A 14,078-nucleotide genomic window follows, 5' to 3' on the forward strand; every position below is an offset into this window, starting at 1 on the left:
TACCCAAAAATTATTTGAGCAAAAAATGACAAAAAAAGATAAAGAGTTAAAAGAATTATTAGATATTGAAGCAAATAGTAGAAACAATTGTTTTGAGTTAAGTTATGAAAAGCCAGACCCTTTGATGATTGCAAAAAAACAAAAATATGAGTATGCAATACTTATTTGTGCTTTGTTTGCTTATGGAAATGCTAAACAAATAGTTAAGTTTTTGGATAGTTTAGATTTTTCACTTCTAGAAAAAAGTGAAAAACAAATTGAAGAAAAATTAAAGAATCACTACTATAGATTTCAAAATAGCTCTGATGTTTTGGCAGTTTTTAAAACTTTTAGAATATTAAAAAAAGAACATAGCCTTGAAGAACTTTTTTTTGAAGGCTATAAAAATGAAAATAGTGTTTTAGAAGGTATAGATTTTGTTATACAAAAAATAAAAGAAAAAGCAAACTACTCTTCGCAAGGCTTTGATTTTTTAGTTGGCAATCCACTAAAAAGAGATAAAAATGGGAAAATAAAAGATTCAAATGCACCATATAAAAGATGGAATATGTTTTTGCGATGGATGGTAAGATTTGACACTCTTGATTTAGGACTTTGGAAAAAAATAGATAAAAAAGATTTAATCTTACCACTTGATACTCACACATTTAAAGTTTCACAAAAGCTAGGACTTTTAGAAAACAGAACTTACAATCTAAAATCTGCTTTAGAAATATCGCAAAAACTAAAAGAGTTTGATGCAAACGACCCTATAAAATATGATTTTGCTATATATAGACTGGGACAAGAAAAGATTATTTAAAGAACCTCATCTATTTTTTTCATTATCAAATCTGTTTTACAAAGTGCATTTATGATACGGTTGTAGTGCTTCATATCGGCTCTGTTTAAAACTCTTCCAACTCTATCTTTTAGCCACTTTTGAGCAGGTTGATAACCACCAATATAAAACTCCCACGCAACCAAAGGAATATTTACAATACTCACCTCATCATTTAATCTAAGCTCTACTTTTTCATCTTCTATACTAAAATCTTTTTTGTTTAGACTATTTTTGATAAGTAGTTCGCCCTCACCTTTTATATCTATAATTCGCTCATCTAAACTTGTATCTTCTAGTAGATGTAAGCTTCTTAATTTTCCTCCCAAACTAACCAGTTGCCAAAAAGTTTCAGGCTTTGGATATGGAACTCTTGGGAAATCTATTTTTAAAAACTCTTTGTACTTTTCTCTATAACTAGGACTATGTAAAACAGCATAGATATAATCTAAAATATCTATTGGTGCAAAAGTTGTAGAATCTTCAATTTTCTCATTTAAAAATTTAAGTGCTAATTTTTCTTCAATCTCTTTTACTATTTCAAGATTTAGATTTGGTGTTCTTTCATTTGTTAAAGAGTTTTCATCTGGGTATAAATATAAAGGAAATATATAATTATTCTCTTTCCCTTTATTTGAAATATAGCATCTTTCTGTAATAGTATTTGTAATAAAACTGTGTTGATATGAAGGCATACTTAATATTCGTGTAGTTATCAAAGCAATATTTTTATATTCTTTCAAATGTTTCATTACTTTTATAAAACCTCTTCTTAAAAGAGTATTATCATAATAAATATATTTATTATCAAAAATACGATAAGACACAGGACAAATATTATCTTCTCTAAAAGTTGTTTTTTTAATATTATCAAATAATCTAAAATTATCATTTGAAACTAAATTATACTCATCAATAAATTTTTTATCAATTTCATTAATATATAATTTTTCAATTTTTTCTTTTAATAAAATTATTTCATCATCAATAAATAATTTATCTCTACCTGTTTCAATCCCACTTCCTTGAACTAAAAAAAGTTCATTAACTTTAAAATACTTATCATATTCACTTTGTTCAGAGAAATCTTTTTTAACAAAAAAGTAGTTTGGCTCACTATAATCCAACTTTTCCCACTTTACAGTTTTTAAACTATTATCATCTAAAAAGTTATATTTAAAATCTCTTTTCCCATATAAATCATAGTGATAAACATCTGCTAGTTTTTTACTCTTTTGTTTTTTCTTTACAAATATATTTATACTCACACCTTGCATAATATCAAAGACATTTTCATCTTTACTTCCATCTGGTGCTGTTTCTTTTTTCTTTGCATTTCCATGTAAATCTAGTATATATATTTTATCAAAACACTCCAAAAGTGATTTTCTCATTTGTCTATGAATAATCCCATCTATAAAAGAGTTGTTTGAGATATATGCCAAAATTCCCTCACCATTTTTTTCTATATAGTGTTGCCCATATCTTATAAATTTTATATAGTCGTCTGAAAGTGGTTGGATATTCTTCTCATTCATATCTTTTTTATAATCAGCTATTAGATTTTGTATCCACTCATTTTTATTTGAAGAGCTTACAGCATAAGGTGGATTTCCCATCACAACCATCACAGGTACATCTTTTTTTACTCTATCAGCCTCTTTACTCTCATTTGCCAAATATGAGGCAAAAAGATTTCCAGATTGTTCATGATGCTCTTCAAGTGAGTTTGTAAGAAAGATATTAAACCTTTTTTGCTCTTTTGAAGGTTTATATCCAGTTTCAAGAAGAAGTAAATCTAGCTTTAAATGTGCCATAGCATAAGATGCCATAAGAAGCTCAAAACCATTTAGCCTTGGAATTAGATGCTCTTCTACATAAGAGCTCCAACTTCCACCCCAAAAATCTTTTTTGATAAACTTTATAGTCTCAGCCAAAAATGTTCCAGTTCCTGTTGCTGGGTCTAAAATTTGCACTTTATGAACTTCTAGTTCTTTTTTTATCTTTTGCCCTGATTTTGTGTAACCTGCATTTATATCATCTACTTTTATTTTGATTTTTGTCTCATCGCTTAAACCATCACTTAAATCAAATTCACTTTTAAGAACTTCATCACAAGCACGAACGATAAAGTTTACAACAGCTTGTGGAGTGTACCAAACTCCCCTACTTTTTCGCAAAGCTGGATTATATTCACTTAAAAATGTTTCATAAAAGTGAATTATTGGGTCGTTCATTCCACTTTTTTGGCTAAAACCATCTAAAAGTTTTTTAACATCTGTTGCTAGAAATATCTCTGCTAAAGAGTCTATAATCCAAATAATTCTATCATCACACTCAGCTCCAGAAACATAGTTAAAAAGTCCTCTTAAAAATGGATTTGATTTTGGTATTAAAAAAACAGCCTCTTGTCTTGTAAATGTATTCATTGTATCATCATGAAGTCTTGCTGCAAACATTCCATAAGCAATAGTTTGAGCATAAATATCTGCAAAACTCTCAGGTGTAATATCATGAATTAAAGTAGCTTTAAAAACTTCCAACTGCTCTCTTAAAGAGTTGTTTGCATCACTTTCATCTTCACTTATTATCGCTCTTTCAATTACATTTTGAAGAAGTCTTGCTTTTCCAGCCATCATTTTTGCTAGTTTACTTGGACTTGTGATTGTTTGTGAAATTTGTGTTGTAAAGCTTTTTATGTTGTTTATAAACAACAAAAAGTTCTCTTCAACAGCTACAATTTTATTATCTTCTATTTTTGCTATTTTAATCTTATTTGTAAGCTCACCACTTTTGTAAAACCAAAAATCCATATAATCTGTGATTATAAGATTATCAAGAGCATTTTTATATCTATCAAACTGCTCGGTGTAATCCTTGCTATTTAGTGGTTTGTTTATATCTTTTGCTTCAATATATCCTATTGGAATATCTTTTTTTGTAATACTATAATCAGGAGCTCCAACATTTACTATTCTTGCTGGTTCGTTTGTTACAACTATATCTTTATCATCTATGATTTTATTTAATAAATCTTGTAAATCCCCTCTATAACTATGCTCTCTTGCATTTCCAGTAACAAAAAGTCTATTTATATTTTCTATGTAGTTGTGTAGTTTTTGCATATTTTAAATCTTCTCTAAAAGCTCATCTATTTTTTTATTTGATTCTATTATCTTCTCAAGTGTAATTTGTTCACTTAATATTTGGCTATAAACTGTATCAACTATCTCTTTTAAAGTAATTGGTTTTGCAAGTTGATTTGCAAAAAGTAGTAAATTTACACCACTATTTATAGCCAAAGTAAGAGTCTGTTTTAAATCATAATGTTTGCTAATAGCACTCATTTGTAAATCATCAGTTATCAAAACACCTTTAAATCCTAGCTCTTGTCTTAAAAGTTTTGTATTTACACTGTAAGAAAGTGTTGCTGGATAGTTTTTATCTAAGTTTTCATTAAAAACATGAGCTGTCATAATCATATCTGCTTTATTGTTTTTAATAAAATATTTGTATGGTTCAAGCTCTTTTTTATCCCAAGTTTTTGTAATATCTACAAAACCTAAGTGAGAATCAGCCAAAGATGAACCATGTCCTGGAAAATGTTTTAAAGTTGAAATCACACCCTCTTTTTTTAGCTCATCCACGAAAATAGAAGCATATTTAATAACAATTTGTGGATTTTCCCCAAAACTTCGCCCTCGTGTAACAATTACTTTATTATCTTTATTTATAGCCAAATCAACAGATGGTGCAAAATCAAGATTTATTCCAACACTACTTAAATCTTTTGCCATTGCTTCATAGCTCTTTTTTGCAAAAACTTCACCATTTTGTGATATTTCACTAGCTTTTAAAGTGTTTACAAATCCAGCTTCACTTTTTAATCTTTGAACAACTCCACCCTCTTGGTCTATAGAAATAAGAAGTTTACTTTTATTAATACTTTGTAGTTGTTGATTTAGCTTTTTTAGTTGAGCTTTATTCTCTATATTTTTTGCTTTTGTCTTATCATTTGGGTCTTTATCAAAAAGTATAACTCCACCTAAACCAGACTCAATATCTTTATAAATTTGACTATTTTTATCTATACTAGTGCCAGTAAATCCTAATACAACCATTTTTGCTATCATTTTTTCAATATCTTTTTTTGAATAGTTATCTTGTGCAAAACTTGAAACTATCATAAATAAAACAATTATTAAACCTCTCATAAATCCTCCTATTTAACCCAATTCTTATAGTTTGTAAATGCTGGGAACTGCTTTTTAAACTCACTCTCTTCAAAAGAAAAACTGTAACTATCCATATACTCTTGCAATATTTCATAAGACTTTTTAAGCTCCATAAACTTTTCATTACTTCCACCACTCATATCTGGATGATACTTTTTTGATAGTTTTAGGTATCTTTTTTTTATATCTTTTTTGCTCATATTTGAAATAATCCCAAACAGTTCAACAGCTTTGATAAAATCATCATAGTTCATATAAATCCTTTAAAGAAGATATTGTACAAAAATATTATGATTAATCTACTTATTGTATAATGCCAAAATTTTTTTAAAAAGGTATTTTTATATATGAATTTTTTAGCTTCGTTTATTAGAATTGCTATATTTATTGGTATTTTATATTTGATTTTCACAAATTTTGGACTATTTTTAGCAATTATTGGTGGAATTGTTCTATTTTTTATAATTATTATATATTTTGTAAAAAGAGCTTTAAGAAAAAGAGCTCAACAATTTCAATTTGAATTTAATAGTTTTACAAGAGAAGATTACAATAATTTTGATTTTAAAAACTTCAACAATTTTAATAACCAAAATTTTCAAGGAAATTTCTATAATCAATCTTCAAAACTACAAGAGGCAAAAGAGTTTTTTGGTTTTAAAGAGACTCCAAACAAAGAGGACATTAAAAGAAGATATAAAGAACTAGCAAAAATCTATCATCCTGATTTAAATGGTGGAGATGAAGAGAAGATGAAAAAACTAAATGAGTATAGAGATATTTTAATGCAAACATATGGAAACTAAGGAGTTTTATGAATTTAGATATGACAAAAGTAGCAAATATAATCCTATATTTTCTACACAAGCAAGTTAAAGCTTTAAATCACAAAAAAATAGAGCTTTTAATATTTTTTTGTGAATTAAATCACTTAAACTTTTGTGGAAAAAAGATTTTGGGTGAAACATTTATAAAAACTTCTAGAGGTGTTAAAGCTGAAGTTTTAGATGAACTTTTTACACTAATTTTAGATGAAGTAGAGTTTGAAGATGAAGAGGATGATAGAGTATTTTTTATTCAAGAGTTAATGGATTTTTTAGAGATTGAAATAGTTGAAAAAGAGAGATTTAAAGAGCTTAAATTTTCAAAACTAGATGAAGATTTTGATGAAACTATTTTTACATCTGATGAGTTAAAATCTATTCATAAAGTTATAAATTTATATAAAGATACAAGCGTAAGAAACCTTTCTAATGAGTGTTTTAGCTTAGAAAAAGTAAGAAAAAGTGAAAATGGAGCAATAGTTTTATAAAAAAATAAAATTATAATCTTTTATTATTTAGCGAAATTAATTCAACCTAATAATAATATCAGAGATTATATGATACTATTTTTATCTACTTAATACTCTAAAGGGGATAAAAATGGGTCTGAAAAATTTAAAAGTAATCTATAAAATAAATATAATATCTTTAATTACAATAATTTTACTTGGTATTGTAATCTTTGTTTTATACAATGGTATGTCTAAAATCAACAATAGTTTTGAAAATAGTAGCTCTATATCAAATTTAGCTCTTACTATTACAAAAACTAGCGAACAAGGACTTCAAGTTTCAAATGCTTTAAGAGGAATAATTGTAAATCCAGATGATACAAAAGCAAAAGAGAACTTTATACAAGCAGTAAAAGAGCTTGATGATTTAATCTTAGTTTTAAAAGATAGCACAAAAAAATTTCAAGATTTTGAAAAATTTGAAATTGCTCCTTTATATGATTCTCAAAGCAAGGTATTAAATAAAATAATTGAAAAAATAAAAAACAATGAAGCTTTGACAAAAGAGGACAATACTCTTTCAACAAAAGAGTGGAGACCACTAAAAGCTGCTTTACTAAAATGGCAAGAGAGAAATATTGAAAGAAATAAAGAGATTAAAGAAGAGTTAAATAAAACAGTATCAAGTGTTACAACTTTTATATTAATTATTTTACTGATAACTATTTTAAGTATATTAGTAGCAATTCAGCTAATTACTAGAAATATTGTATCTAGTCTTAATATTTTCCAAAATGGTCTTTTAAGTTTTTTTGCTTTTTCAAACAAAGAGAGTTCAAATGTTCAATTAATAAATCTTGATGGAAAAGATGAATTTGGAAAAATGGCACAAGTAATAAACCAAAATATTGAAAAAACTCAAGATTTAATAAATCAAGATGATGCCCTAATTAAAGATGTAAAACGAGTTGTAAATGAGGTAAAATCTGGAAATTTAAATATAAAAATAGAAAAATCAACTATAAATGATGAGCTAGAAGAGTTAAAAAGTAGTTTCAATGAGATGCTTGAAGTTACTAAATCAAATGTTTGTTCAGATATAAATAAAGTTTTAAGTGTATTAGATAGTTTCTCTAAACTTGATTTTAGAGTAAAAATAGATAATGATAATGGAAAAGTTGCAACTGGAATAAACAATCTTTCAAATATTATAAATCATATGTTAGTTGAAAACAAATCAAATGGTTTAACACTTGAAGAGAGTTCAAAAATGCTTCTTTTTAATGTAAACAAACTAAATATTAGCTCAAATGAAGCAGCAGCATCATTAGAAGAGACAGCAGCAGCACTAGAAGAGATAACAAGTAATATTAGAAATAATACAGAGAGTATTGCAAAAATGTCACAACTTTCAAATGGTGTAACAAAAGCAGTAAATGAAGGTCAAGCTATGGCTAATCAAACAACAACTGCAATGGATGAGATAAATACTCAAGTAAATTTAGTAAATGAAGCTATTGGAGTAATTGATAATATTGCATTCCAAACAAATATTCTTTCACTTAATGCTGCTGTTGAAGCTGCAACTGCTGGTGAGGCTGGAAAAGGGTTTGCAGTTGTAGCTCAAGAAGTGCGAAATCTAGCAACAAGAAGCGCAGAAGCTGCAAAAGAGATAAAAGAGATAGTAGAAAGAGCAACTGTAAAAGCAAATGAAGGTAAAGAGATTGCTACAAATATGATTGAAGGGTATAAAAACCTAAATAGTAATATATCTTCAACAATGAATCTAATATCTGATATTGAAAATGCATCTAAAGAACAACTTCTAGGAATAGAACAGATAAATGATGCAGTAAATCAACTAGATCAACAAACACAACAAAATGCAATGGTAGCATCTCAATCTCATGATATTGCACAAAGCACAGATGAGATAGCAAAACTAATAGTGCAAGATGCAAACCAAAAAGAGTTTGAAGGTAAAAATGAAGTAAAAGCAAAAGATGTAGGGATAAAAAAAGAGCTAAAAGAACATATAATAGCTTCAACACCTAAAAAAATAATCAAACCTACAAAACCAAATATTAACTCTACAAAAGAGATAAAAAGTAATTCTAATGATGACGAGTGGGAGAGTTTTTAAAATTTAATTACGCATAGCAAAAAGTTATGCGTAATTTTGTGTTACTTTTTTTCCTTTACTTAGAAAAAAATATAAAATAGAATAAAATAAAACTGTTGAATAAGATTAATTCAATAAAATACGATATCAAAAATATTTTAAGGTATAAAAGATGAATGAAGAGATAAAAAGAGAAAAATCTATTACAATGACTATGCTAATGACTCCAGATAAAGCAAATTTTTCTGGAAAAAATGTACATGGTGGTGAAATATTAAAAATGCTTGATCAAGTAGCTTATGCTTGTGCAGCTAGATATTCTGGTCACTATGCTGTTACGCTTTCTGTTGATATGGTGCTATTTAAAAATCCAGTTAAAATTGGCTCTTTGGTAACTTTTCATGCTTCAGTAAACTATACAGGACGAACATCTATGGAAATAGGTATAAAAGTTATATCAGAAGATATAAAAGATCACACTATGAAAAATACAAATGTTTGCTATTTTACAATGATTGCTGTTGATGAAGATGGAAAACCTGTACCTGTTCCAAAATTAGAACTTATAACAGAAGATGATAAAAGAAGATATAACGATGCTTTAAAAAGAAGAGACTTTAGAATGTCATCAAGACATGCAAAATGATAAAAAAGGCTAAAAAAGCCTTTTTTATTAAGCTGATTTAGACTCCATAAACTCTTCATAACTTCCTTTAAAGTCAATAATAGTTCCATCATTTTGAATTTCAATAATTCTATTTGCATAAGCATCAAGTAACTCTCTATCATGAGATACACAAATAACTGAACCAGCATATTGATGTAATCCCTCTCCTAAAGCAATAATAGCTTCAAGGTCAAGGTGGTTTGTAGGCTCATCTAGTAAAAGGAAATTTCCTTGTTCTAACATAATTTTTGATAGCATCATCCTATGTTTTTCTCCCCCACTACAAGAATCTACTTTTTTCTCTTGCTCTTGACCGTTAAATAACATTCTTCCAAGACAATTTCTAATCTCTCCAATATCTGCATCTCTATCAAAACCTCTCAACCAATCATATAAAGTCATATCACCATTTATAATATCAGTTGTATTTTGTGGGAAATAAGAGTTTTGAATAGTTGCTCCCCATAAAACCTCTCCACTATCAGCTTGTAAATTACCTACTAAGATTTCACAAAGTGTTGTTTTTCCAACTCCATTTGGTCCAATTAATGCAATTTTATCACCTTTTTCAAGAGTAAATGAAATATCTTTTAATACTACTTTATCTCCATAAGATTTTGAGATATTTTTAACAGTTAAAAGCTCTTTTCCAACCTCTCTTTTTTGTCTAAATATAATAGATGGATCCCTTCTACTTGATACTTCAATAGCTTGAATATCTAATTTATCAAGTTGTTTTTGTCTTGAAGTTGCTTGTTTTGCTTTTGATGCATTTGCACTAAATCTAGCAATAAATTTTTCAAGCTCCTCTTTCTCTTTTTGCTTTTTATTTACATCTATTTGTTGCTGTTTTGCAATTAAAGTTGAAGCTATATACCAATCATCATAAGTTCCACTAAACTCTCTTATTTTTTTGAAATCAACATCTAAAATATTTGTACAAACTGCATTTAAAAAGTGTCTATCATGAGAGATTACAACCATTGTTCCATCGTGGTGTTGAAGTTGATTTTCAAGCCAACCAATAGTATCAATATCTAAGTTATTTGTAGGCTCATCTAAAAATAAAATATCTGGTTTTGGATATAAAACTTGTGCCAAAAGTATTTTAACTTTATCACCACCTGTTAAAGTACTCATTAAATTTTGTTGAGTTGAAGCTGGAAATCCTAAATCTTCAAGAATTTTTGTAACTTTAATATCATACTCATAAGTTGGGTCTTCTTCACAACAAATAATTTCAAGCTCTGCTAATCTATTATTTACTTCATCTGTAAATTCAGGACTCATATAAAGCTCTTCTTTCTCTTTTATAGCATCATATAGTCTTTTATTTCCCATTAAAACTGTATCAAAAAGAGTAAAGTTTTCAAAAGCAAATTGATTTTGAGATAAAACACCTACTTTTTTACCATTTTGAATTTGCACTTCTCCTTCAGTAGCCTCTTCTTGTCCTGAAAGAATTTTTAGAAATGTAGTTTTCCCAGCACCATTTGCACCAATTAAACCATATCTTTTCCCTGCATCTAACTTTAGATTTATCTCAGCAAAAAGAACTCTTGCTCCGAAAGATTTTTTTAAATTAACTATTTGAACCATATTACAACTTCTCCATTTTTATTTAACTATTTCTGTTTTTTTGTGATTTTTTAATTTTAATTTGGCGATTATATCCAAAAAATAAGTTTTATGGCTTAAAAGAGCTTAGAGCTCTTTCTCAAATGCCAATTTCATAATATCATCTTCACTTATAATATCACTATTATCTTCGTTTGGTGGATTTTTAATCCATAAAACCTTTGTTTTTAATTGGTCAAGCTGATATTTTGTAAGATTTTTAATTAAATTATCTGTTATCATCTCTTTTGTAAGAGTATTTGCATTTAGCATTTTTTTGATAACTTTTTCTAAATTCTTTTTAGTACTTTCAAATGCTTTTTCTTCATCTGTTAATGAAATATACTCTTCATCTAAATATTTCATAACAGCATCACCTGGATATTTATAAGTTGTAATCCCTTTATAGTTATATTTTTGACACTTAAGTCTTGGAATATAAACTCCTGTAAAAACATATCCTTGAACTGAGTTTATACCCTCTAAAGTTCTTAAAGGATTATGAGAACATATATAATCATCTTTTACAATAGTTGGAGAGTTTTGAAGAGATGTTATATTGTTATGTAATATTACAAAACTTCCTTTAACCTCTTTTGGACCTCCACGAAGAGAGTTTAATTCATTTTTATGAGCAAAAAAACTTCCTCCAACTCTTGTAGGACTACCTTCTAAAGAAGTTAATTCATTTTCACTTATATCAAAATCTCCATCTACACAGTTAAAATTTATTGGTAGTTTTGAAAGGTTTGGAAGTCTATTTGATAACTTTACATCACCGTGAACATCAACAGAGTTATCAGGCAAAATTGTAGTTCCTTTTATATCAAACTTATCAAGCCATGCTTGAATATCTTCATTATTTGTTAATGCAACTACTGGTCTATAAATATGAGAGACCGCTTCGCTACCTTTATATCTATAAAACTGTCCATCTTCTTCAAATTTAGAAGTAATATTTAGTTTAATATCTGTTACTAAATCTCCTCCTATTTCATCTGCAACCCCATCTAAATCAGTTAATCTATTTGTATGACAAAGATAATCCTCTTTTACTGAAATTGGTCCACCAATTAATCTTTCAATAATATTATTTGAACAATCAAAATATGTATCAATACTTTTTGGTCCACCTTCTAAAGTAGTAAGACGATTATTGTTGCACTTAAAATGACCTTTTACAGTACGAGGACTTGCTTTTATTGAAATTAGTTCATTAAAAGAGCAATCATAAAATCCTTTTACCTCTTTTGGTCCATATGATAAATTTTTTAGATTATTATGAGAACAATCAAAATCACCAACTTCAACAGGACAATCAAATAGAGAAGTTAATTTATTGTATGAACAGTTAAAATCTTTCATTACAATTTTTGGACAACCTTCAAGACTAGGTAACTCATTATTACTTATATCAAAATATCCATCTATTCTATCAAACTTAATAGGGAGTTTTTGACCCTTTAATTTCTCACTTAGATTTACATTTCCTTGAACTGAAACATAAAAATCTTCTGATATATGATAGTTGCTTATACCATAATCTCTAAGCCAGTTTTCAATATCACTAATACTTAGCATCTTTTTAAGCCCTTAAATAATTTTTTAAATTTTGATATATATTAACATTTTATTACTTAGTTTATAAATTCAACAATATCCTCAAGGCTTTCTCTTATTTGTCTGCTTTGCTCTTTTATTCTATATCCAAAAGGAACAATTACAGAAAGTTGATACTCTTTTGTATTTAAGTTTAAAACTTTTTCAACATTCTCTTTTTCAAATCCTTCAATTGGACAAGAGTCAATTCCTTTTACAGCAACAGCTGTCATCATATTTGCCATTGCAATATATGTTTGTCTTGATGTCCAAGCAAGAGTTTTTTCATCACTACTAAAAGTATCTTCTAAATGGCTAGAATATTTTTTAATATAGGCTTCAACCATCTCTTGTGATAATCCTCTTCTATTAAACTTTCTTAAAACTTCACTTGAAGTTGGTTTTGTACTTTCAATTGCTGCTAAAAGAACAACTAAGTGTGAGCAAGTTGTAATTTGTGGTTGATCCCAACAAAAAGGTCTTATTTTTGCTTTTAATTCAGGATTTGTAATAACTAAAAATTTCCAAGGCTCTTGTCCAAATGAGCTAGGAGATTTTCTTCCTGCTTCTAAAATAAATTTTAAATCATCACTACTTATTTTTTTTGTCTCATCAAATATTTTACAAGCATGTCTAAAATCCATTGCTTCCATAAAAGTTTTTTCCATAAATTTATCCTTATTTTTTATTAATATTATTTTAAAAATGCTCTTGCATAAGAGCTATTAATTTTCTCTTTTTCGTTTAGTTCATTTGCAGCATAAAATATAAGATTTGGATTTTTAAGCAACTCTCTTCCATATGCAACAAAATCACAAAAACTATTTTCAAGAAGATATTCACCCTCTTTTGCTGTTGTTATTAAACCAACAGCAATAACAGGAATATCTACACTTTTTTTAATCTCTTTTGCCCAATTAGCTTGATAAAATGGTTCAATTTTTGGTATCTTATCTGGATTTTCTATATTTCCACCACTTGAAACATGAATACAATCAACTCCAACTTTTTCTAACTCTTTACATAAATAGATAGAGTCTTCTATATTCCATCCATTTTGCATCCATTCATCAGCACTAATTCTAACAATAAGGGGTAATTTTACCCTATTTTTTATCTCTTTTGCAGTTTCAATTACTAATCTACACCTATTTTCTAAACTTCCACCATAAATATCATCTCTTTTATTTGTTAAAGGTGATAAAAATTCACACAACAAATATCCATGAGCAGCGTGAAGTTCTACTGAATCATAATTTGCTTTTTCGGCTCTAATTGCAGCATTTACAAACAACTCTTTTATTTTTGTTATCTCTTCAAGACTTAACGCTTTTGGAACTTTATATGGTGATTTTTGACTAAAAGCAATTGAGCTTGGAGCTACACAAATATCATCAACAACTTCAGATTTTCTTCCTGCATGAGCTAATTGTATAGAACTTTTTGCTCCAAATAAGTGTAACTTCTCATTCATTTTTTTATGATTTTCAATTAAAGAATCATCCCAAAGTCCTAAATCAAAAGATGAAATTCTTCCTTTTGGCTCAACTGATGTTGCTTCAACAATAATTAAACCAACATCAGCCATTGCTCTTGAAGTATAGTGAAACATATGGAAATCTTTTAATTCTCCACTATTATCACTTTTATACATACACATAGGTGGCATTACAACTCTATTTTTTAGTTCCAAATTACCTATTTTACCTTTGTTTAATAATAAACTCATTGTCAAATCCTCT

The 14,078-nt window shown here is 27.8% G+C and carries 12 protein-coding genes; 5 read left to right on the plus strand and 7 right to left on the minus strand.

The annotated features are described in order from the left end of the window. Positions 1–25: 25 nt before the first annotated feature. On the plus strand, positions 26–802 hold the full coding sequence (locus AC5LG6_RS08860) for a TIGR02757 family protein (RefSeq protein WP_498586292.1): 777 nt from the start codon (positions 26–28) through the stop codon (positions 800–802). Here AC5LG6_RS08860 and AC5LG6_RS08865 read toward each other — a convergent pair. From AC5LG6_RS08865 to AC5LG6_RS08875, 3 genes are read right to left on the minus strand one after another with little or no spacing between them, the layout of a single operon-like run. Further along, positions 799–3,945, minus strand: coding sequence for a type ISP restriction/modification enzyme (locus AC5LG6_RS08865; protein ID WP_498586293.1), 3,147 nt, complete (start codon positions 3,943–3,945; stop codon positions 799–801). The two genes, AC5LG6_RS08860 and AC5LG6_RS08865, sit on opposite strands and share 4 nt — an antisense overlap. 3 nt (positions 3,946–3,948) lie before the next feature. Continuing rightward, positions 3,949–5,034 carry a glycoside hydrolase family 3 N-terminal domain-containing protein gene (locus tag AC5LG6_RS08870; RefSeq protein ID WP_434255177.1) on the minus strand — a complete coding sequence of 362 codons (1,086 nt, stop codon included), beginning with the start codon at positions 5,032–5,034 and terminating at the stop codon, positions 3,949–3,951. 8 nt (positions 5,035–5,042) lie between these two features. Further along, positions 5,043–5,309, minus strand: a complete 267-nt coding sequence (locus AC5LG6_RS08875; RefSeq protein ID WP_066218237.1) for a DnaJ domain-containing protein — start codon at positions 5,307–5,309, stop codon at positions 5,043–5,045. Between the two features lie 93 nt (positions 5,310–5,402). Here AC5LG6_RS08875 and AC5LG6_RS08880 point away from each other — a divergent pair, with 93 nt between their 5' ends. The 4 genes from AC5LG6_RS08880 (at position 5,403) to AC5LG6_RS08895 (ending at position 9,099) form a co-directional block, all read left to right on the plus strand. Beyond that, positions 5,403–5,861: a J domain-containing protein gene (locus AC5LG6_RS08880; RefSeq protein ID WP_498586294.1), complete on the plus strand. Its 459-nt coding sequence runs from the start codon at positions 5,403–5,405 to the stop codon at positions 5,859–5,861. Positions 5,862–5,869: 8 nt separating this feature from the next. Beyond that, positions 5,870–6,367 carry a type II toxin-antitoxin system antitoxin SocA domain-containing protein gene (locus AC5LG6_RS08885; RefSeq protein ID WP_498586295.1) on the plus strand — a complete coding sequence of 166 codons (498 nt, stop codon included), beginning with the start codon at positions 5,870–5,872 and terminating at the stop codon, positions 6,365–6,367. Between the two features lie 112 nt (positions 6,368–6,479). Beyond that, on the plus strand, positions 6,480–8,474 hold the full coding sequence (locus AC5LG6_RS08890; RefSeq protein WP_498586296.1) for a methyl-accepting chemotaxis protein: 1,995 nt from the start codon (positions 6,480–6,482) through the stop codon (positions 8,472–8,474). A gap of 151 nt (positions 8,475–8,625) precedes the next feature. Further along, positions 8,626–9,099, plus strand: coding sequence for an acyl-CoA thioesterase (locus tag AC5LG6_RS08895; protein ID WP_066153336.1), 474 nt, complete (start codon positions 8,626–8,628; stop codon positions 9,097–9,099). Between the two features lie 27 nt (positions 9,100–9,126). On the opposite strand, the gene abc-f is transcribed toward AC5LG6_RS08895, so the two are convergent. The 4 genes from abc-f to AC5LG6_RS08915 form a co-directional block, all read right to left on the minus strand. Beyond that, on the minus strand, positions 9,127–10,719 hold the full coding sequence (gene abc-f / locus AC5LG6_RS08900; RefSeq protein ID WP_066218906.1) for a ribosomal protection-like ABC-F family protein: 1,593 nt from the start codon (positions 10,717–10,719) through the stop codon (positions 9,127–9,129). A 105-nt stretch (positions 10,720–10,824) separates the two neighbouring features. Further along, positions 10,825–12,318 carry a hypothetical protein gene (locus AC5LG6_RS08905; protein WP_066153342.1) on the minus strand — a complete coding sequence of 498 codons (1,494 nt, stop codon included), beginning with the start codon at positions 12,316–12,318 and terminating at the stop codon, positions 10,825–10,827. Between the two features lie 56 nt (positions 12,319–12,374). After that, positions 12,375–13,004, minus strand: a complete 630-nt coding sequence (locus tag AC5LG6_RS08910; protein ID WP_498586298.1) for an NAD(P)H-dependent oxidoreductase — start codon at positions 13,002–13,004, stop codon at positions 12,375–12,377. 26 nt (positions 13,005–13,030) lie between these two features. Further along, positions 13,031–14,065: an NADH:flavin oxidoreductase/NADH oxidase gene (locus AC5LG6_RS08915; protein ID WP_498586299.1), complete on the minus strand. Its 1,035-nt coding sequence runs from the start codon at positions 14,063–14,065 to the stop codon at positions 13,031–13,033. Positions 14,066–14,078: the final 13 nt, after the last annotated feature.

The sequence above is a fragment of the Arcobacter thermotolerans genome, assembly GCF_983172305.1.